The sequence below is a fragment of the Marinobacter sp. tcs-11 genome, from assembly GCF_002049515.1.
Lineage (GTDB): Bacteria > Pseudomonadota > Gammaproteobacteria > Pseudomonadales > Oleiphilaceae > Marinobacter > Marinobacter nauticus.
Genome location: NZ_LLYU01000001.1, coordinates 362,619 through 383,458, shown reverse-complemented (window position 1 = coordinate 383,458; position 20,840 = coordinate 362,619). Strand labels below are relative to the sequence as shown.

The 20,840-nt window shown below is 61.5% G+C and carries 11 protein-coding genes; 6 read left to right on the top strand and 5 right to left on the bottom strand.

The genetic code is table 11. The annotated features are described in order from the left end of the window. Positions 1-125: 125 nt before the first annotated feature. Positions 126-1,919, top strand: a complete 1,794-nt coding sequence (locus ARC85_RS01700; protein ID WP_141066699.1) for an ABCB family ABC transporter ATP-binding protein/permease — start codon at positions 126-128, stop codon at positions 1,917-1,919. Between the two features lie 9 nt (positions 1,920-1,928). Here the strand turns inward: ARC85_RS01700 and recD are convergent, their stop codons facing one another. The 5 genes from recD to ARC85_RS01675 all read right to left on the bottom strand — a co-directional run bounded on the left by recD (position 1,929) and on the right by ARC85_RS01675 (position 12,369). After that, positions 1,929-4,181: an exodeoxyribonuclease V subunit alpha gene (gene recD, locus ARC85_RS01695; protein ID WP_141066700.1), complete on the bottom strand. Its 2,253-nt coding sequence runs from the start codon at positions 4,179-4,181 to the stop codon at positions 1,929-1,931. Then, the gene (recB, locus tag ARC85_RS01690; RefSeq protein ID WP_286714203.1) at positions 4,178-7,903 is read right to left on the bottom strand and encodes an exodeoxyribonuclease V subunit beta; all 3,726 of its coding nucleotides are present in this window, start codon (positions 7,901-7,903) and stop codon (positions 4,178-4,180) included. Before recB ends, recD begins: the two co-directional genes overlap by 4 nt. Further along, a complete protein-coding gene (gene recC, locus ARC85_RS01685) occupies positions 7,900-11,493 on the bottom strand; it encodes an exodeoxyribonuclease V subunit gamma (protein ID WP_286714202.1) in 3,594 nt (1,197 codons plus the stop codon). Before recC ends, recB begins: the two co-directional genes overlap by 4 nt. Positions 11,494-11,655: 162 nt before the next feature. Next, positions 11,656-11,877, bottom strand: a complete 222-nt coding sequence (locus ARC85_RS01680) for a hypothetical protein (protein WP_147271083.1) — start codon at positions 11,875-11,877, stop codon at positions 11,656-11,658. Positions 11,878-11,901: 24 nt separating this feature from the next. Beyond that, on the bottom strand, positions 11,902-12,369 hold the full coding sequence (locus tag ARC85_RS01675; protein WP_023011924.1) for a hypothetical protein: 468 nt from the start codon (positions 12,367-12,369) through the stop codon (positions 11,902-11,904). A gap of 156 nt (positions 12,370-12,525) precedes the next feature. Here ARC85_RS01675 and ARC85_RS01670 point away from each other — a divergent pair, with 156 nt between their 5' ends. The 5 genes from ARC85_RS01670 to rbbA all read left to right on the top strand — a co-directional run bounded on the left by ARC85_RS01670 (position 12,526) and on the right by rbbA (position 20,839). Then, a complete protein-coding gene (locus ARC85_RS01670; protein WP_286714201.1) occupies positions 12,526-14,379 on the top strand; it encodes a VRR-NUC domain-containing protein in 1,854 nt (617 codons plus the stop codon). A gap of 17 nt (positions 14,380-14,396) precedes the next feature. Then, positions 14,397-16,475 carry an ATP-dependent DNA helicase gene (locus tag ARC85_RS01665; protein WP_286714200.1) on the top strand — a complete coding sequence of 693 codons (2,079 nt, stop codon included), beginning with the start codon at positions 14,397-14,399 and terminating at the stop codon, positions 16,473-16,475. A 129-nt stretch (positions 16,476-16,604) separates the two neighbouring features. Next, the gene (locus ARC85_RS01660; RefSeq protein ID WP_011783597.1) at positions 16,605-16,997 is read left to right on the top strand and encodes a globin domain-containing protein; all 393 of its coding nucleotides are present in this window, start codon (positions 16,605-16,607) and stop codon (positions 16,995-16,997) included. A gap of 121 nt (positions 16,998-17,118) precedes the next feature. Next, a complete protein-coding gene (locus ARC85_RS01655; protein ID WP_022992636.1) occupies positions 17,119-18,117 on the top strand; it encodes an HlyD family secretion protein in 999 nt (332 codons plus the stop codon). Beyond that, positions 18,110-20,839 (top strand): ribosome-associated ATPase/putative transporter RbbA, encoded by a 2,730-nt coding sequence (gene rbbA, locus ARC85_RS01650; protein WP_141066706.1) that lies wholly within the window; start codon positions 18,110-18,112, stop codon positions 20,837-20,839. Before ARC85_RS01655 ends, rbbA begins: the two co-directional genes overlap by 8 nt. Position 20,840: the final 1 nt, after the last annotated feature.

Sequence of the window (20,840 nt, the reverse complement as noted above, 5' to 3'; positions counted from 1 at the left end):
CTTTCCGGGACCGTCAAAAGCCAGGGATGGCTTTTGTCGAGCGTACAGGGATGTATTTACAGCGTGTCCCGGAAAGGCTCCCCATCTCGGGCGCTCGACATCTCCAAAAGTTCAAGGATATTGCATTGAGAGCCTACGCCGACAACGACTACCCCGCCGATCATAAGCCAGACTGGTCGATTATTTCCGGGCTGTGGCCGTATCTTCTGGAATTCAGGGGGCGGGTCGCGTTGGCTATGGCGATGCTGGTCTTGGCAAAGCTGGCCACCGTCGCCACCCCGGTGGCACTGAAATACATTGTCGACTACCTGGACCAGAACCGCGGTGCCGACATGCTGCTGTGGATTCCGGTCGTGCTGGTGGTGGCCTACGGTAGCCTGCGCTTTGGCGCCACCCTGTTCAGCGAACTGCGGGATGCCGTGTTTGCCCGGGTGGCGGAACGGGCCATGCGGCGGGTGTCATTGCGGGTGTTTGAACACCTGCATCAGCGCGAGCTGGGCTTTCACCTGGACCGTAAAACCGGTGGCCTGGCCCGGGATATTGAACGCGGCACCAACGGCATCAGCTTTTTGCTGCGCTTCACCCTGTTCAACATCGTGCCTACCATCCTGGAAATCCTGCTGGTGGCGGGCATCCTGCTGGTGGTGTTCAACGTCGGGTATGTCGTCGCCATTCTGGTGGCGGTGGTTGTGTATGTGGTGTTCTCTATCAGGATCACCGAGTGGCGAACCAGGTTCGTGCGGGAAGCCAATGCCCGGGACAACCAGTCCAACTCCCGGGCCATCGACAGCCTGCTGAACTATGAGACGGTGAAATACTTCAACAACGAACGCTACGAGGCCGAACTGTACGATCAGGACCTGGATGAGTGGGAAAAGGCTCGGTTGAAGAACCGCCTGTCGCTGGCCACCCTGAACGCTGGCCAGGCATTGATCATCGGCATAGCGCTGATCGTCATTATGGCCATGGCGGTGGGCGAAGTGGCCAGCGGCGAAATCACCCTGGGTGATTTCACCATGATCAACGCCTACCTGATCCAGCTGTTCATTCCCCTGAATGCCCTGGGCTTTGTCTACCGGGAAATCCGCCAGGCCCTGGTGAATGTGGAGCGTCTGTTCAAACTACTGGGTGACCAACCGGCAATCCAGGACGCGCCGGATGCCAGGCCCCTGGTTGTGGATAACGGAGAGGTACGCTTCGAACATATCCACTTTGCCTACCGCCCGGACCGGTTGATCCTGCAAGACGTTAGCTTCACTATCCCTGCCGGCCATACCGTGGCGGTGGTGGGCGCCAGCGGTGCCGGCAAGTCTACCCTCGCCCGGCTGCTGTTCCGCTTCTACGAGGTCGATAACGGCGCTATCCGGATTGATGGCCAGGATATTCGATCGGTCACCCAAGACAGTCTGCGTTCTGCCATCGGGGTGGTACCGCAGGACACCGTACTGTTCAACGATACCCTTTACCGTAACCTGGCGTATGGCCGCCCCGAAGCGACCGAGGAAGAAGTCTACCGGGCCGCGCGCATGGCCCACCTGGAAGATTTTATCCACAGCCTTCCAGAAGGCTACGAAACGAAAGTCGGCGAGCGCGGCCTTAAGTTGTCTGGCGGCGAAAAACAGCGGGTGGCCATTGCCCGGGTTATCCTGAAGAACCCGCCAATACTGATTCTGGACGAGGCAACCTCCTCCCTGGACTCCTTGTCCGAACAGGCCATCCTCGGTGCCCTGAAAGAGGTCAGCCACCAGCGTACTACCCTGGTGATTGCCCACAGGTTATCCACAGTTCGCGATGCCAATAGCATTCTGGTGATGGACGGGGGCCGGATTGTCGAAAGTGGCAGTCATCACGAGTTGCTGGCCCGCGATGGTCATTACGCCCGTCTTTGGGAACAGCAACATCGGAGTGAGGATAACTGATGCCCGGGGCTATTGCTCCCCGAGCCGAAGCGCCAGTCCTGAAGCCCGCACCACCTGTTGGCTTACGCTGTCTTTGAACACCTGCGCATCGCCGGTAATCAGGCTGAACCAGTTCTTGGCCCGGGTGATGCCCGTGTACACCAGTTCCTTGGTCAGTACCGGGCTGAGGCGATCCGGCAGCACCAGACAGGTGTGGTTGAATTCGGAACCCTGGGACTTATGCACCGTCATGGCGTATACCGTTTCCAGCTGTTGCAAACGGCTGGGGGAAATCCAGCGAATGCCGCTGGTGCTGTCACCGCTCGGGAAGGCTACCCGAAGGGTCGCTTTTGGCTCGCCGGTTTCGGTCTTATCCCAGGGTACACTGAAGGTGAGGCCGATATCCCCGTTCATCAGGCCGAGGTTGTAGTCGTTGCCGGTGACCAGCACCGGCCGGCCGGCGTACCAGCCGTCGGTTTTGTCGATCAGTTTTTCAGCCAGCAGCTTCTGGGCGATACGCTGGTTCAAGCCCTCCACGCCCCAGGGGCCTTTGCGTAACGCACACAGCACCTGGAAATCGTTGAAGGCTTCCAGCACCTCAGCGGCGTGGGCATCCCAGGCTTCCCGGGGACTGTCGGCGGTCAAATCACAGCTGTGGATAACTTCCAGATAATGGCGATAGCCCACCGGTGTTGGCAGCGCCTCGCCATTCACCACCCGGCCCTGGCCGGCGTTGCGGAAAGCCTCCGGTGAGCCGGTGATGGCGTGGTAGCAGATCAGCTCAAGTGTTTGATCCGAATCGGGTTTTGGTGTTTGGCCGTTCAGCCAGATTACATCATCAAACCCGGCGTCCCGGATCTGACCCAGTACCTGGCTGGTGAGCTCGCTGGTGTTTACGGCTTCTGCCAGTTGACGGATACCACTGTCCTGCCCGAAGCGGTAGCTCTTGCGCAACATCGCCACCGCCTGGTCGAGTGGCTGGCCGGAGTTATCCACAAGGCTATCCGGTACCTGCGCGCCGGTGATGGCGGCCAGCCAACGGGCAGTATCCGGCGTGTAGTGGGCGTCCAGGGCCCGTTGGCAAAGTTCCCCCAGCACCGCACCGGCGTCCACTGAGGCCAGCTGGTCCTTGTCGCCCAGCAGGATCAGCTGAGCGCTGGCGGGCAGGGCATCGAATACCGAGGCCATCAGGTCGACATCCACCATGGAGGCCTCATCGATGACCAGGATATCCACCAGCAACGGATTGTCTCGGTGATGTCGGAACTGGCGGGTGTCTGGCCGGCTACCGAGTAGCCGGTGCAGGGTGGTGACCTTGGTGGGAATGTCCTCCAGTTGCACGGAGCCGGGCAGGTCGGCCAGTGGCAGCTTGCTGACCGCACCGCCAATGGATTCGTTCAGCCGGGCGGCGGCCTTGCCGGTGGGTGCGGCCAGGCGGATACGGTACTTGCGCCCTGCCCGCTCCGGGCTTTCCCCGGCCACGGCCTGCAGGGCTGCCAGAAGATTCACCACGGTGGTGGTCTTGCCGGTACCCGGGCCACCGGTGATCACGGCAAAGCGGTTACGGGCGGCCAGGGCGCAGGCCAGTTTCTGATAATCCACCGGCTCTGTGGACCGGAACAGTTTGCTGAGCGCTGTGGATAAGGTTTGCGAGGCCACCGATTGCGGGTCGGCCAGCGGCGATGGCAAGGCCAGTCGTTGCTGAATGCCCTCGGCAATGCGTTGTTCGTAACGCCAGAACCGGCGCAGGTACAGTCGGGTGCCGTTCAGTACCAGCGGTGCCGGCACGGAGCCATCGCTCACGGCCAGAGAACCCTGCAGGGCTGCGAGGCAATCGGTTAGCTGTACCCGTGACAGCAGTTCCTGTGGATAACGCCCTTGCAGGTTGGCCACCTCGCTCTCAGACAGGCCGGTATTGGCCGGTTCTTCCGGCGGCAGCGCCAGGGTCTGGCCGGCATCGTCGAGTAGCGTGGCCAGATCGATGCATACGTGCCCCCGGCCCACCTGGTGCGAGGTCAGTGCCGCCAACAGCAGCACCAGTGGTTGCGGGCGTTCGCCCTGCTCTTCGCTGAGTTCCCTGATCAGCCGGGCAAAGCCGGTATCCAGCGGGCGAATCCAGCCGGCCTGTTGCCATTGCCCTAACAGCGCCTCGGTGTCGTCAGGATGGGCCAGCAGCTGGGAGTTATCCACAGCCTCCGGTGATTCTGTGGCCGCCCGGTTCACTGGCGTGTCGTCACCCAGGTCCAGGGCAAACTGGTTTTCGGTATGGCGGGTACGGCTCATGCAGCCACCTCCCCGGACACCGGCTCGCCATCGAACAGGGCGTCCAGTTGTTCGATCAGCACCCTGGGGGGCTTGTCGGTAAAGGCGCCGCCGCTGGCGGAGTTCACCCCTCGCAGGAACAGGTACACCGCGCCGCCAATGTGCTGGTCGTAGTCGTATCCCGGTAAACGGGCCTTCAGCAACCGGTGCAGGGCCAGCAGGTAGAGGATGTATTGCAGGTCGTAGCGTTTGTCCAGAATCGCCTGGCCCATGGCCTGGTCGGTGTAGGCGTCGTCGTCCTCGCCCAGAGCATTGGATTTGTAGTCCAGCACGTAATACTGCCCCTTGTGTTCAAACACCAGGTCGATAAAGCCCTTGAGCATGCCATTGAAGCGGTTGGCCTCGGCCCGGGGCCGGTCCGCGCCGTTCAGGGTGTAACGGGTGACCAGTTTGTCCAGTGTATGGATGCTGACGTTACGGCTTTCAAACCAGAACTCCAGCTCTGGGCGCAGATTGGCCAACTGCGCCAGGCTGGCGGCATCCTGGCCATTGCGATCCAGTCGCAGTGGTTTGCGGATCAGCCCCAACAGCCACTGTTGCAGGGGCTCGATCCAGTCGCCCCAGCCCCGGGTGGAGCAGCGGCGGGCCAGCTGCTCGTGCAACAGCTCCGGGTTATCCACAACCCGTTGGAAGCCCTGGGCGGTGCACCATTCCAGCAATTCGTGCAGGAAGGTGCCGGGTCCCGCGCCTTTGGGGAAATGATGGTGGTTGCGTACGGCGGGTACGGCGGGGGCCTCCCCGGTGTCATTCTGGGCGCTTTCTTCCAGCAGGTTCTGGGTCTGGGCGTCTTCCACCTCGCCGGTGAAGGTAATACCGGTGCCGGTCATGCCGGTGTATTCGATGGTGGAGTAGCTGGCGATCCACCAGTCTTCCTTCGCTTCCCGCGTGGAGATCAGCGCCGGGCCCATGGCGTCCGGGGCCATTTCGGTGAATATTGTGTTTCCGGCTTCCGGCAGCGGGGAAATCCGGATTTCCGGGCGGCCCTGGGCCAGTGAGGCCAGAGCCTGGCTGATGGACTGCTCCGGTGTTCCGGCAATCGCATAGCCCAGGCCGCTCTGATACCAGTTATCCACAGCCGCCGCGCCCACCCAGGTGGCAAACCGGGCCCGCGTCAGGGCCACATAGAGTTTACGGATGTCTTCGCCCAGGCGTTCCTGGTCGGCCCTTTCAATGTCTTCCGGAGTCGGATCGAACACGGTCACCAGCTTGCCGGTGTCGTCGTGGTAGCGAACATACGCCTGCTTCTGGCTTTCTGCCCGGAAAGCGGTGCCGAAGGGCAGGAACACCAGCGGGTATTCCAGGCCCTTGGATTTGTGCACGGTGATCACCTTCACCAGCCCGGCGTCGCTTTCCAGGCGCAGGGTGCGGTGTTCGTCCTCTTCGTCTGCTGCCCGCAGGATCTGGGTGAAGTGGTGTACCAGCGCGTGTTCGCCGTCCAGTTGCAGGCTGTCCTGCTGCAGCAGTTCGGCAATGTGCAGGATGTCGGTCAGTCTTCGCTCACCATCCGGGCGCTGCAGCAGGCGGCCCGGCACTTCGAAGTCCATCAAAAAGCTGCGCAGCATGGGCAGCACGCCCTGGCTCTGCCATTGCTGCTGGTAACCCTGAAAGCGCTCGATTTCACGTTCCAGCACCAGCTCGTCGGTCAGCAGCCGATCCAGCGCTTGCCAGCTCTGGCCCAGGGTCGGCGTCGCCAGCGCGGCGCGGATGAAGGCCAGTTGCCGGGGTTCGGCGAAGGCGCGCAGCCAGCACAACACTTCTTTGGCTTCCCGGGAAGTCAGCACCGAATCCCGGTCCGACAGGTACACGCTTTTGATGCGCCGGCGGCCAAGGGCGTCCCGGACCGCAGCCGCTTCGTTGCGATTGTTCACCAGCACGGCGATGTCTTTGGGCTCCACCGGCTCTAGGTCAGTCGGGTTATCCGGCAGGACAAAGCCTGCCTGCCCGGCCTGGCCCAGGGTCAGCAGCCGGGTAATCTCGCTGGCGCAGGTTTCGGCGACATCGGCGGTGGCGGTGCCTTTGGCCAGGCCTTTGAGGTTGCCATCCTTGTCGGTTTCATCGGATTCGTGGGTCCAGAACATCAGGCTGGGTTGGATTTCACCCTGCACCGCCCACAGGCGTTTGGTGCCGTTGGCATCCACGCCCTGGAACGGCAGTGGCGTGCTGTCGCCCTTGCCGAACAGGAAAGCGCCTTTCGGGCTGTGCTGGTCGCTGTACTCGAACACCCGGTTGACGGCGCTAACCATGGTTTCCGCGGAGCGGAAGTTCTTGCCCAGGGTGTAAGTGCGTGCCTGCACGCCCAGGCGGGCCTGCAGGTAAGTGTGGATATCGGCGCCCCGGAAACCGTAGATGGCCTGTTTCGGATCGCCGATCATCAGCAGGCAGGTGTCCGGTTGGTTGCCTTCTACGTTATAGATCCGGTTGAAGATGCGGTACTGCACCGGGTCGGTATCCTGAAACTCGTCAATCAGCGCTACCGGAAACTGGCGGCGGATGGTGGCGGCCAGCTGGTCGCCCCGGGGGCCATGCAGGGCGTCGTCCAGGCGGGTGAGCAGGTCATCAAAGCCCATTTCCGAGCGCTGCTGCTTTTCTGCTTCCAGCCGCTCGGCAATCCAGTGGCTGGCGTGGCGCAGGATGTCGGACTTGGCGCTGGGCTGGTTCTGGCCGAATTCCAGCAAGGCTTCGATGGCGTCAAAGGCCGGGTGCTGAGGCGCCGGGTCGTCCCCTTTCAGGATGTTGTCCAGGCCCTCGGGTGTCTGGTTCTTGTAACCGGCGGCGCTGTCCAGCTTCTCCGGCAGCAGCTCGTTGGATTCAGCCCAGGCCAGCAGGCTGTCCCAGACCTTGAGCATGGCGTTTTTGCTGTTGCCGTTCAGGCGTTTGGCTTTGTTCAGGCCGTTCAGCAGATCGGTGACTTCCTGCTGCCATTGGGCCCAGGGGTGTGCCCTCAATTCATTGGCCCGTGCCAGCCGTTCGCTGACCACCTGGTTGATAGCATGGTGGACACTCTCTGGCGGTGTGCCCAGGGCGGCCGGGTCGTCAATCAGGTTACGCACCGCCTTGCGCAGGTCGGTGGGGGTTTTCCAGTGGCTCAGGGCTTCGTCCATGAGGGCCGGAGGTAACGGGTAAACAAAGGTGCGCCAGTAATCCCGTGCCACCTCGTCCAGCAGTTCGCTCTGGTCGGTTTCCAGGGTCAGCTTGAACAGGCTTCCGCTGTCGAAGGCGTGTTCGCTGAGCATACGATTGCAGAAACCGTGAATGGTGGATACCGCGGCTTCGTCCATCCATTCGGCGGCCAGCAGCAGTTTCTTGCGGCAGTCGGGCCACCTGGCCGGGTCCGGGTAACTGTCATCCCGCAGCTTGTGGATAAGTGCGGTTTCCGGGGTGGGTTCGAGGTGGTCAGCGGCGTCGGAAAACACCTCGGCGGCCTGGGTCAGCCGGGTGCGGATGCGGTCCCGCAGCTCCTTGGTGGCGGCGTCGGTAAAGGTGACCACCAGCAGGTTAGGCGGCAACAGGTTCTGCAGCGGGCTGTCTTCTGCCTGGCCATGGCCCAGCACCAGGCGCACATAAAGGATGGCGATGGTGAAGGTTTTGCCGGTGCCTGCGCTGGCCTCGATCAGCGCGCTGCCGTTCAGGGGCAGGGCCAGTGGGTTCAGATTCGGGTTTCGGTTGGTTCTCTGTTCCGTCATTCCATGCTCCCGATTTGCTCCGCCGCCGACTTGCCCTGTTCGGCTTCCCACAGAGGCACATAAAGCTGATGCAGCAGGGCTTCAAACTCGCCGCTCGCCATCAGTGCCTCGGGACTTTCGAAGGCACCCAGCAGGTAGCCGGTGTCCCGGTCCAGGGCGGTGGAATAGGCCTGTTCTGCTTCACTGATGGCCCGTTCGTGGTCGCCGATAAATTTCTTGCCGCCATAGAAACTGGTGATCCAGGCAAAGCCGGCTTCGCAGTGAATGGGCAGGGTCCGGGTGGTGGCTTCCATCCAGCGGCCCAGAATGGCTTCGAAGTGCTTTTGTGCCTGCTCCGGGGCCATGACCGGGAAGTGGAATTTACGGCCTTCTTCCTTACCGAGGATCAGGGTTTCAAAGGGCTGGCCGCTGAGTTGCCCGGCCAGATGAATCAACCAGTCTCGCAGCAGGTTGGCGTAGCGGACTTTTTTAGAGTAACCGGAGCCGGTCAGCAGACCGGCGTTGGCGATCACCAGTCGGCACAGTTGTCCTGAAGGGTTGCAGCGCAGATTGTCGATTAAATCGACCACCTCCACGGCGCCTGTGCTATCCGAGTACCGACACTCGAACGGTAAGGGCTCGGCCACTGCTTCCGGCCACTCGGTCAGCGCGCCGCGATAGCGTTGAAACAGGTCTGGCAGGCGGCCGGCCAGCTCGGTGCGCAGGCGATGTTCGGTCACCCCCATACCCAGGTCGCCCCGCCGGGCCATGCGGTCCAGAGTGGCTTCCAGGCGTTCGTGCAATTCCTCTTCGCTGGCGGCTTTGACGACACCCTCCTGGATCAGCTCGTTGTCCAGGCGCCAGCGGTCCAGGCCGTTCAGGTCGAAGTTTTCGTTATCGGTGTCGTCTTCTTCCACCGCTTCAAAGCGCACCTGCAACCGGCGCTGGTAGAAGGTGTCGATGGGCTTTTTCAGGAAATTCGCCAGCTCGTTCAGGCTGATGGGCTCTTCGGGCGTCTGGTACGGCAGCGCTTCCCGGCTCTGCTCCGGGTTATCCACGGCATGAGCGCTGCGCCATTCCCGTTCATAGGTGAACAGTCCCCGGGCCTGCAGCACGTCGGCCAGGGGTTTGGGTTGGGTCTCTTCACCCTCGCCCACGCCGTTGGTTCTGGGGAAATAGTCCCGGCTGAAAGGCTGCAGCGGATGCTGGGTGGTCAGAGCCTTGGTAACAGAACCATCCGGTTGCCCCGCCACGGTCCACAGACTGTTCAGGTGGTCCTGTAACTGGCCGATGAGCACCGAGGGTGGCCGTTCGGAGTCGTCCCTGATACTGCGCCCCACCCAGCTGATGTACAGCTGTTCCCGGGCGGACAACAAGGCTTCCAGAAACAGGTAGCGGTCGTCTTCCCGGCGGGAGCGGTCCCCCGGCCGATAATCCTGGGCCATCAGGTCGAAATCCACCGGCGGCCGGGAGCGAGGGTAATCGCCGTCGTTCATGCCCAGCAGGCACACCTTGCGGAACGGAATGGCCCGCATCGGCATCAGGGTGGCGAAGTTGACCTTGCCGGCCAGGAAACGCTGGTTCAGGCCGCCCTCATCCAGGCCCTGCAGCAGCACATCCTTGACGATATTCAGGGGAAGCGGTTGCTGTTCCAGTCCGGCGGCCAGGGCATCGTCCAGCCACTGCTCCAACTGACGGCGGAAGCGGTTGAGCAACAGCAGGTCCTGGCCTTCCACCTTGTGGAAAAACTGCTCCAGCATGGCGGAGAACAGGGCTTCCCATTCCCCGGGCGTGCGGGTGGCCTGCAGTGCCTGCCACAGGGTTTCCAGCTGGTGTACGAACTCGCCCAGGCGCCCGGCCAGGCTGGCTTGCAGGCCGCCGATTTCGCCATAGGGCTCTACCCCGCCCCAGGGTTCGTCATCGCCCATGCCGTAGCCGAGCAGCATGGACCGAAGGCCAGACTGCCAGGTGTTGCGATCCAGCTCCGCCGGCAGGTCCAGGCTTTGCCGGTGCTCGCCATGTAGGCCCCAGCGAATGTTGGCGCCTTCCACCCAGCGCCGGGCCAGGGGAATCTCGTCTTCACTGATATCAAAGCGGTCGCGAATGCCGGGCACTTCCAGCAGGCTGATAATTTCGCTCACGCCAAAGCGGCTGCGGGGCAGCGACATCAGGGTTTCCAGGGCTATCAGCACCGGTTCGTGGTGGCGCTGGCCCTGGTCGGAAATGGTGAACGGAATGTGGCGTTTGCGGCCCGGCGAATAGCGGCCAAATACGGCCTGGATGTGCGGCGCATACACATTAATATCAGGCACCATCACAATCACATCCCGGGGCCGCAGCGTGGGGTTGGCATTGAACGCGGCCAGCAGTTGGTCGTGCAGGATTTCCACCTCCCGCTGGGGGCCGTGGGCGTCGTGGAACACCACGGAATGGTCCCGGGCCAGATCCACCGTGCGGTGCTGCTGGCGGATTTCCTGCAATGGGGTCAGGTTGTGGATATCGTTCTGCAACTGGTGCAGCAGGCAGGGGTTATCCACATCGCCATGGTCGGTGAAGATGTCGATCTTCTGGCCCGGGGTCTGAAAGCTGGCGCGGTAGTCGTCCGGGTTGTCGAACTCATCCAGCAGGCGGATGTAGTCCCGACCCTGCTTGCCCCAGGCGGCCAGGAGCGGATTGGCGTGCTGGTGCAGCTGGTCCGGGTCATCAATCTGTGACAATACCGGGTGCGCGGCGCCCCGTTTGCGTTCGGCCTTCAGCAGTTCCCGGTCGCTGATGATATCGGCCCAGTAGAACTGGCAGGGGTTGTGCACGCACAACACCACCTGGCTAAAGCGGCTCAATACGTATAAAGCTTCCAGCGCCTGCCGGGGCAATGACGACACCCCGAACACCACAATGCGTTTGGGCAGGCGCCCCGGATTGGCCGGCTCGCTGATGCGCTGGCCCTGCTCCATAAAGCGGGTGTGAATTTGCGAGCGGCTGGTGTGGGCCTCGCTGCCCACGTCTTCTACCAGCTTGCGCCAGAGTAACGGCTGCCAGAGGGTTTCCGCATCCAGGGCCTTTTCCTCACCCCGGGCGGTGATCACCACATCCTTGCCCTGCTCCCAGGCCGCCAGCCAGTCGGCGCGGAACACCTGGTACTGGTCGAACAGGTCGGCTACTTTTTCGGCCAGCTGGAAGTTGCGCAGGTCGGTATCGCTGCCGTCCAGAAACCGTGCCAATGGCGTGAACGCTTCATCCTGCCCCACCAGCTCCGGCAACAACCGGTACAGCCGCCACACCAGCCGGCGCTTGTCGAAGGGAGACTGCTCCGGCACTTCGCCGTCCGGCAACACCGCGCGGTAGGCCTGCCAGATAAAGCGCGCAGGAAACAGGAAATCCATGCCGGCGGCAATGCCCAGGCCGCCTTCCACACCATCGTCGGTGCGCTTTTCCGCCAGTGCCAGCTTCAGCCACTGGGCAATGCCGTTACTCTGCACCAGAAAGGTCTCGCTCTGCAGCGGCGGCATGGGGTTCTGCCGGCAGATATAGACCACGGCGCGGCGCAGGTCTTCCAGATGGTTGGCATGGATGGCGTGAAAGCCGGGTTCAATGGCTGTGGAGTCGGCCATGGTTTTCCTTGTCTGATGAACAATTCAATCCTCGGGCCACAGCTTACCGCAGTTGGCCGAGAATACGGACCGTCAGGCGTACTCCATCGTAACCTGACGGAGCGACACGGGCAGTCGTGATTGTTCAAAAGACAGAGGTTGCGAATCCGGATGTCGGCCGGGTCAGGAATGCCGCAGACAAGCCAGAAGCAGATGACGAACCAGACTCTGGGAGGACGCATCCAGACAAGAAAAATCCTCGGCGTGCAACTGCCTGTTTTGCATCAGCCTGGCCAGACTTTTGGCATCAATGCTGATGCAAACCCGATCATGATGCCGGCTCTCCAGCCAGCTCAGATCTTCAATCTTGTGCGCCTGAACCGGGTTCGGGCGTGTGAAGGGCATACCCATAGCTCCTCCGTAAACCTGTCAGTGCATGGCCATCGCCGGACGTGTTGTCGGCGTTGTGAACGGGAACGAGGGCCAGTTCAGGTACTCGGCAAAGAATGCCGAATGGCGACGATGATCCAGCAATACCTCCAGACACTCATCGGTGCTGCATCGACCGGTTATACCCGGGCAGGGCTCGCTGGATTGCAGGCTGTCCAGAGCCCGGAAAAGCACATGCTCGGCGGCGCTGATGTCGCCACGGTCGCGCAGCGCCCGGCATACCAGTATCGCCGCCAGGGTCAGCTCTACCTGCATGCAGTCCGGGTGATGTTTGCGGGCCAGGCACGCCAGATCGAAAGCACTGCCGGTGGCGGCCACCAGCTTGTCGGAATCCTGGTTTTCGCTGAAGGTAAAGGCATATTCCATCCAGAGCAGCCATAGATCATTTTTCTCGTTCAGGGAAAGACTGGCAAACATCCGGCGGTGGCGTGGGCAGAGAAATTTCATGGCGTCCTCCTTGTCTTGATGCAAATGATAATAGTTATCATTAAATAAATTGGCAAGGCTCGTGATGATTAATTTTTGTGCATGGAACAGGTTTGAGCCTGCCCGCCTTCCGGCGTAAAGTTTGTGCCTCTCTGCCAATCCAACGTCTGCATTCCTATGATCAAGCACCGACCGGTTCCCGCCAGCCTGGATGATCCGCTCTATTATCTGGAGAACATGGATATTCTGGTGGCCTGGGTAGCGAACCACCACGCGGACCTGTTAACGGAACAGGAGCGAAACCGGCTGGCGGCCTTCAGCGGCCTGGCCACCGGGCCCCGGGCGCTGCTGACCCGCATGGTAATGCGTACCGGAGAGCTGTTCCGGGCCGACAAGCTGCGTTATCCCGAACTGCCGGTGCCGGAATCGGAAGCACTCAGGATGCTGATACAGGCGGGCTGGCTGGATCCTGCGCCGGAGCTATGCCTGGACGACCTGTTCCGGCTGTTTACCCTGGCCGAATTACGGCCGGTGTTCGCCGATTGGCTGCAACAGCAGGGTCACCCGAAAACCCTGGGCAAGGCCCGGATGCGGGAGCTGCTGGCGGAACCGTTCAATGCACCAAGAGCCCTGGGGGCTTGGCTGCCTGGTGGCGGTGAGGCTTCGACTGTGGTCCAGCTGCAGGACATGGCCCTGTTTGATCGCATCCGCCTGATGTTCTTCGGCAATCTGCGCCAGAGCTGGACTGACTTTGTGCTGGTGGAACTGGGCGTACAGCAGTTCGAGTCTGTGCCCTTTACCCCGGAATCCCGCGCCTTTCAGCATCGCTCGGAAGTGGATTGTTACCTGCAGATGCACCAGTGCCGGGAACGGCTCGACACCGGCGAGCCGGCGGTGGACGTCTGGCCCGATGTCCCCGGGCCTGTGGATAACCCCTGGCTTACCAGCCGCCGGGACCGGTTGTTGCTGGAACTGGGCCGGCAGGCGGAGCGCCAGGGCGAACGGGAACTGGCACTTGAGGTCTGGGAAAACAGCGGACACCGGGAAGCGCGGCTGAAACAGCTTCGTTTACTGGAAAGGATGAAGTGTTTTCAGGAGGCCTGGGGCATTGCCTGTCAGTGGCGAACCAGTGACCTGAGCGACGCCGAAGCCCAGGGCCTGGCCCGGTTGCTGAAGCGGCTGGCGCCGAAGGTAGGGGCCGACCAGCCCGAGCCTGTGGATAACCCCCCACTGCAGGAATTCACCCTCACATTGCCGAAGCCGGACACTGGTAAGGTGGAGTGGGCAGCGCTGCAACATCTGGCCACGGATGACGCCCCGGTGTTCTATGTGGAAAACACCCTGATCAACGCCCTGTTCGGTCTGCTGTGCTGGCCGGTGCTCTTCCTGCCGCTGCCCGGCGCCTTCTTCCATCCGTTCCATATTGGTCCGGCAGACCTGACCCGGGAAGACTTTGTCGCCCGTCGCCAGCAGGCGTTCGAGCAACGTTTCCGTCTGCTGGACACCGGCGCCTATCGCCGGGAAATTCTCGACACCTTTAAAAACAAGCAGGGCATCGCCAATCCTTTTGTGTTCTGGCCGGTACTCGATGAAGCCCTGTTGGAGCTGGCCCTGCACTGCATTCCCTCAGGCCACCTGGAGGCCCTGTTCCGCCGCCTGCTCAACAACATCAAGGAACACCGCAGCGGCTTCCCGGATCTGATCCGGCTGGTGCCGGAAGCAGACCAGCCGGAACAACGCTACGAAATGATCGAGGTGAAAGGCCCCGGCGACCGCTTGCAGGACCATCAGGTGCGCTGGTTGCAGTTCTTCGCCCGGCAAGGCATCCCGGCCAGCGTATGCTATGTGCGATGGCAGGATGATGAGGCTCGCGGGGGAAAGTCGCCGTTCGCACCCTGTGTGAGTTCGCCGCCCGCCACGGCGACCTGGACTTCCGCTACACCCCGGCGCCCAGCAGCGAAGAGGGCATTGCCGGCCACCAGGCGATCCAGGCTAAACGCGGTTACGGCTATAAAAGCGAGTACTCACTGACCGGTAAGGTTCTGGGAATGCAGCTTTCCGGTCGGGCCGATGGTTACCACCCGCACAAGAACCGGCTGGAAGAAATCAAAACCCACCGGGGCGATGTGTCCCGCATTCGCCCCCACCAGCGCGCCCTGCACCGGGCCCAGTTACGGGCTTACGGCGCCCTGCTGTGCCGACAGGAAAACCGCAAAAACGTGGAACTGGCGCTGGTGTATTACGACACCGGCCGCGACAAGGAAACCGTGCTCACCGAAACCGCCACCGCGGGCGAACTGTGGCAGGAACTGGAAACCCTGTGTGGCCTTTACAAGGCCTGGGCCGAGCAGGAAGAACACCACCGGGAGCTGCGTGATGCGCTGCTGGCCAAACTGCGCTTTCCGTTCCCGGACTTCCGGCCCCGGCAACGGCAACTGGCGGAAACCGTGTACAAGAACTCGGTCAAAACCGGCACCCTGCTGCTGGAGGCGCCCACCGGCCTGGGTAAAACCCTGGGCACCCTGTTTCCGGCCCTGATGGCCATGCCCGCGGCAAAGCAGGACCGGCTGTACTACCTCACCTGCCGCAACACCGCCCGGCAGCTGGCGCTGGATGCTGTGGATAAGTTGCGACACGCCCAGGATGAGCTACAACCCTGGCCGCTGCGTACCCTGGAGCTGGTTTCAAAAGACGACGCCTGCGAACACCCGGACAAAGCCTGCCACGGCGAATCCTGCCCGCTGGCGAAAGGGTTTTTCGACCGCCTGCCGGACGCCCGGGCCGAGGCGGTGCAGAGCAAAGAACCGTTAAATCAGGAGAATTTGGCGAAAATCGCCGCAGATCATGATATTTGCCCCTATTTTCTTGCCCAGGAAATGGCCCGTTGGTGCGATCTGATCATTGGCGATGTCAACCGCCTGTTCGACCAGTCGGCCCTGTTGCACGGCCTGATCCGTCAGAACAACTGGCAGGCCAGCGTGCTGGTGGACGAAGCCCACAACCTGGTGGATCGTGCCCGAGGCATGTACTCGGTGCAGTTGGAACAACAGCGGTTATTGAAGCTGAAGAAGACCGCCCCGAAACCGGTGAAAGCAGCGCTGGACCGCACTGCCCGGGCCTGGCAGGCGCTGATTCGGGACCATGGTGAACAGGCGCAACCGGTGTTCCTGGCCACCCTGCCGGCGCAACTGCTGGGCGCATTGCAGGCCTTGGTCTCGGTGATCACTGACTACCTGGCTGACAACCCGCCAGACCTCGCCCTGCAGGAAGTCCTGTTCGAAATCGTGGCCTTTATGAAACTGGCGGACAGCTTCGGCGACCACTCCCTGTGCGAATTTCAGCGCAGCGGCCGTGGCCGGGCCCGCCTGACCATCCAGAACCTGATCCCGGCGGATTTCCTCACTGAACGCTTCAAGGCCGCGCACTCGGTACTGCTGTTCTCCGCAACCCTCAGCCCCGGCGTGTATTACCGGGATTTGCTTGGTTTGCCGGAAGACGCCCGCTTCACGTCCCTGCCCAGCCCTTTCAGCGCCGGACAACTGAAGGTTGAGTTCACACCCGGCATCAGCACCCGGCAGGTGCATCGTGAAGCCAGCCTGCAGCCCGTCGCCGAACTGATCGCCAAACAGTACCGGACACGGCCGGGCCACTACCTGGCGTTCTTCAGCAGCTTTAAATACGCCAAAGAGGTGAGCGATGCGTTGGCAAAACAGGCACCTGATATTCCCCAGCGTTCACAGCAACCGGGGATGAGTGCGGAGCAGCGTCGGCAGTTCCTGGCTGACTTTCGGAAGCCTGAAGGCAGCATCGCTTTCGCGGTACTCGGCGGCGTGTTCAGCGAAGGCATCGATCTGCCTGGTGACCAGCTGATTGGCGCCTTTGTGGCCACCCTGGGCCTGCCACCGTTTGATGCCTGGCATGAAATCCTCAAAGAGCGCCTGCAACAACGATTTGGCGAAGGCTATAACTACACCTACGTGATCCCCGGCCTGCAGAAAGTGGCCCAGGCCGCCGGCCGGGTGATCCGCACCCCGGACGACCGGGGCGTAATCTGGCTGATTGATGACCGCTTTCTGAAACGACCGGTGCGTGGCCTGTTGCCGACCTGGTGGTTCACCAACACCTGATTCAGAGAGCGTCAAATTGTCGCGATCGACGTCAGTTGTTACATATCACTATGGAAAAACCTGTTCGCTTGCTTAGAATCCGTGGCCCTTAATGACAACCCCCCCGATGATCAAGGACACTGATTGCAAATGAACCCGACCGATCTTGTTTTCCAGAGCTATGGTCGCTGCTGCCGCAAGGATGAATTCTTTGTGGATTTCTACGACTTCTTTATGTCCAGCTCCGATGCCATCCGCAACCGGTTTCTGAACACGGATATGTCTGCTCAGCGCCATCTGCTGCGTAACGGTGTGATGCAGATCATCCTGGTTGCCCGGGGTATGTCCGACCGCAAATTGCGGGATCTGGGAGAAAGCCATAATCGCCACAATTACAATATTCAGCCTGAGTGGTACGACCTCTGGCAGGAGGCATTGCTGAAAACGGTCCGCGCTCACGATCCGGAATACACGCCCGAACTCCGAGAGGCGTGGCGTAGCGTGCTCAAGCCCGGTATCGACCTGATCCGCGGCGCTTACTGAGTTCGTGGCAAGCTGACGGGCGGGATAGATTGGAAGCTATTTTGATTCCCGTCAGCCTGAACGTTACACTTCTGCTCTATACTTACCCTGTCATACCTATTCTTCCCCTCAAGGACGACACATGGCCCAGAAAAGCACCAACACCGCTCCCAAACTTTTTCTCGTTGTGCTGATCGTGGCCCTGATTGCCGTTGCAGCCTGGTACCTGATGCCGAAAGGCGATCAGGTGCCGGAGCATATTGGCTCTGGTAACGGTCGTATTGAAGCCACCGAAGTCGATATTGCCACCCGAATACCCGGACGCCTGGAATCCTTCGAAGTCCGCGAGGGCGACATGGTTGAAGCCGGCATGTTGCTGGCTGTGATGGATACCGACGAACTTGAGGCCAGCCTGGCAGCGGCGCAAGCCAGTTTGCACCAGGCCGAGCAGAGCCGGCGACTGGCCGAGGCCGTGGTGGCCCAACGGGAAAGCGAGCGTCGGTATGCCCAAGCCGAACTGGCCCGTATTGAATCGCTGGCCGATCGGGGCCATGCCTCTCAGGAGCAGTTGGACCGCGCCCGTACCGCGGCGGAAACCGCCGAGGCGGCATTGCAGGCCGCCAGAGTACAAGTGGCGTCTGCCGATGCCAGTATCGAAGCTGCCAAAGCCAGTGCCCGCCGTATCCAGACCAATATTGATGACAGTCAGTTGACCACGCCGGTGGGTGGCCGGGTTCTGTATCGGCTGGCGGAGCCGGGCGAGGTGCTGGCCGCCGGTGGCAAAGTAGCCACGGTACTGGATGTCACCGATGTGTACATGACCATCTTCCTGCCCACAGCCCAGGCGGGCAAAGTCCGGGTTGGCTCTGAAGCCCGGATCGTTCTTGATGCCCTGCCGGACTATGTGGTGCCAGCGGAAGTCAGCTTCGTCGCCGCCGAAGCCCAGTTCACGCCGAAGTCTGTGGAAACCCGCAGCGAGCGGGAGAAGCTGATGTTCCGGGTTCGTATCCGGATTGATCCGGAGTTGCTCAAAGCCTATCGGGACCGGGTGAAAACCGGCGTACCGGGCGAAGCCTACGTAAGACTGGATGAGGGCCAGCCCTGGCCCGAGAGCCTGAAAGTGGCTTTGCCCAATGACTGAGACCGTGGCCCGGCTGGAAGGAGTCAGCCATCGCTACGGGGAAACCGATGCGCTGTCTGAACTATCCCTGACGTTTCCGTCTGGCTGCATGGTTGGGCTGATCGGCCCGGACGGGGTGGGCAAATCCACACTGTTGGGCCTGCTTGCCGGTGCCCGTGAGTTGCAGACCGGCGAGTTGCAGGTGCTTGGCGGCGATATGCGCAGCCAGAGGTTTCGTAACCGGGTCGCCCCCCGCATTGCCTATATGCCCCAGGGACTGGGCGGTAATCTCTACCATACGCTGACGGTGGACGAGAACATCGCCTTCTTCGCCGATCTGTTTGGTTTGCGAGGCCCCTCCAGGAAGGATCAGATTGACCGGTTGCTTGAAGCTACCGGGTTGTTGTCTTTCCGGGACCGTCCCGCCGGCAAGCTGTCCGGCGGTATGAAACAGAAGCTTGGGCTGTGCTGTGCCCTTATCCACAGCCCCGATCTGCTGATTCTGGATGAACCCACCACCGGCGTGGACCCGCTCTCCCGCAAGCGTTTCTGGGATCTGATCGATACCATTCGCCGACAACGCAGCGGTATGAGCGTGTTGGTGGCCACGGCCTACATGGAAGAAGCCGAACGTTACGACTGGCTGGTGGCCATGGACGAGGGCAAGGTACTGGCCACAGGCTCACCGGCCGAACTCCGTGAGCAGACCAATACCGAGACGCTGGACGATGCCTTCATCGCGCTGTTACCCGAAAACCGGCAGGTGCAGGAAAGCGGCGATACGGCTATTGCTGCGCAGCGAGAGCCAACCGGGGAAAACCAGACGCCGGCCATTGAGGCTGAGCATCTGACCCTGCGGTTTGGCAGCTTTACGGCGGTTCGTAACGTCAGCTTTTCCATCCCGAAAGGCGAAATCTTCGGTTTTCTGGGATCCAACGGTTGTGGCAAGACCACCACCATGAAAATGCTCACCGGATTGCTGACTCCAACGGAAGGCGAAGTCCGGCTGTTCGGTGAACCACTGGATGCCAAAGACCTGGCCACCCGGCAGAAGGTGGGCTACATGTCCCAGGCCTTCTCGCTCTATGGCGAGCTCACCGTGCGCCAGAACCTGGATCTGCATGCCCGGCTGTTTCACCTGCCGGACACCAGAATCCCGGAGCGTATTTCGGTGCTGGTTCGGGAGTTCGGTCTTGAAGATGTACTGGACCAGCGAGCAGGCGCCCTGCCACTTGGGGTTCGCCAGCGGCTGTCCCTGGCCGTGGCTGTGGTGCACGAGCCCGAATTGCTGATCCTGGATGAACCTACCTCAGGCGTCGACCCGGGGGCCCGCAACCGGTTCTGGCAATTGTTGATGCGCCTGTCGCGGGAAGATGGCGTGACCATTTTTATCTCCACTCATTTCATGAACGAGGGTGAGCGCTGCGACCGGATTTCGCTCATGCACGCGGGCGAAGTATTGGCTTGCGATACGCCCGATCGACTGGTTGAAGCCTCTGGCACCGACAGCCTGGAAGGCGCGTTCATGAAAACCCTGGAAGCGGTGGATAAAGAGCCGGAGACCGGCGCCGACCAACTGGCTCTGGAGCCCGCCAGTCATGGTGACCGGCCGACCGTGTTCAGTCCCCGGCGCTTGCTCGCTTACGCCACCCGGGAAGCGAGGGAACTGTTGCGGGACCCCATTCGAATGGCCTTCGCCTTTATCGGTTCCGCGTTGTTGATGCTGATCCTGGGTTACGGCATTACCCTGGATGTCGAAGACCTGTCGTTCGCCGTGCTGGATCGGGACCAGACACCCCAGAGCCGGGATTACATTGCGGCGGTGTCCGGCTCCCGGTATTTCCTGCAACAACCGGAGTTGCAGAATATCCAGGAGCTGGAACAACGCATGCGCTCCGGCGAGCTAAGCCTGGCTATTGAGATTCCGCCGGGCTTCGGCAAAGACCTGAAACGGGGGCGACCGACTGAAATGGCGGTCTGGGTGGATGGTGCCATGCCTTTCCGGGGCGAGACCATCCTGGGTTACGTTGAAGGCATGCACATCAGTTACCTGACGGAGCTGGCCCAGCGCACTCTGGGCGTGGTACCCACACTGACACTGGTCACGCTGGAGGACCGGTATCGCTACAACCAGGACTTCCGGAGCCTGGATGCGATGGTGCCCGCGGTTATCCCCATTCTGCTGATCTTTATTCCGGCCATTCTGATGGCCCTGGGCATTGTTCGGGAAAAGGAACTGGGCTCCATCACCAACCTGTACGTCACTCCGGTTACCCGTGTGGAGTTCTTGCTGGGCAAACAGCTGCCCTACATCGCGTTCAGCATGATCAGCTACGTGAGCCTGGTCTTGCTGGCGGTGTACGTGTTTGATGTCGCGATCAAAGGCAGCCTGCTGACGCTCACCTTCGGCGCCCTGCTCTTTGTGACGGCCACCACGGCCCTGGGTCAGGTAATGTCGACCTTTGCCTCGACCCAGATTGCCGCCCTGGCGGCCACTGCGATTCTCACCATCCTGCCGACCGTGCAGTTCTCCGGCCTGACCGAACCGGTGTCGTCCCTGAGCGGTGCCGGCGCATTGATCGGTCCCGTCTGGCCGGCGACCTGGTTCCTGCAGATCAGCCGTGGCGTGTTTACCAAAGGCCTGTCGCTGGCGGATATGCAGGGCGCGTTCCTGGCCCTGGCGGCGTTCGTTCCGGTGCTGACCGTAATGGCGGTGGCGTTGCTCAGAAAACAGGGGCGCTGAC

Bases quoted from the DNA above. Each gene is read 5' to 3' on its own strand.
- recC (WP_286714202.1), bottom strand. From the start codon at position 11,493: ATGGCCGACTCCACAGCCATTGAACCCGGCTTTCACGCCATCCATGCC.
- ARC85_RS01670 (WP_286714201.1), top strand. From the start codon at position 12,526: ATGATCAAGCACCGACCGGTTCCCGCCAGCCTGGATGATCCGCTCTAT.
- recD (WP_141066700.1), bottom strand. From the start codon at position 4,181: ATGAGCCGTACCCGCCATACCGAAAACCAGTTTGCCCTGGACCTGGGT.
- ARC85_RS01660 (WP_011783597.1), top strand. From the start codon at position 16,605: ATGAACCCGACCGATCTTGTTTTCCAGAGCTATGGTCGCTGCTGCCGC.
- recB (WP_286714203.1), bottom strand. From the start codon at position 7,903: ATGACGGAACAGAGAACCAACCGAAACCCGAATCTGAACCCACTGGCC.
- ARC85_RS01665 (WP_286714200.1), top strand. From the start codon at position 14,397: ATGCAGCTTTCCGGTCGGGCCGATGGTTACCACCCGCACAAGAACCGG.
- rbbA (WP_141066706.1), top strand. From the start codon at position 18,110: ATGACTGAGACCGTGGCCCGGCTGGAAGGAGTCAGCCATCGCTACGGG.
- ARC85_RS01655 (WP_022992636.1), top strand. From the start codon at position 17,119: ATGGCCCAGAAAAGCACCAACACCGCTCCCAAACTTTTTCTCGTTGTG.
- ARC85_RS01680 (WP_147271083.1), bottom strand. From the start codon at position 11,877: ATGCCCTTCACACGCCCGAACCCGGTTCAGGCGCACAAGATTGAAGAT.
- ARC85_RS01675 (WP_023011924.1), bottom strand. From the start codon at position 12,369: ATGAAATTTCTCTGCCCACGCCACCGCCGGATGTTTGCCAGTCTTTCC.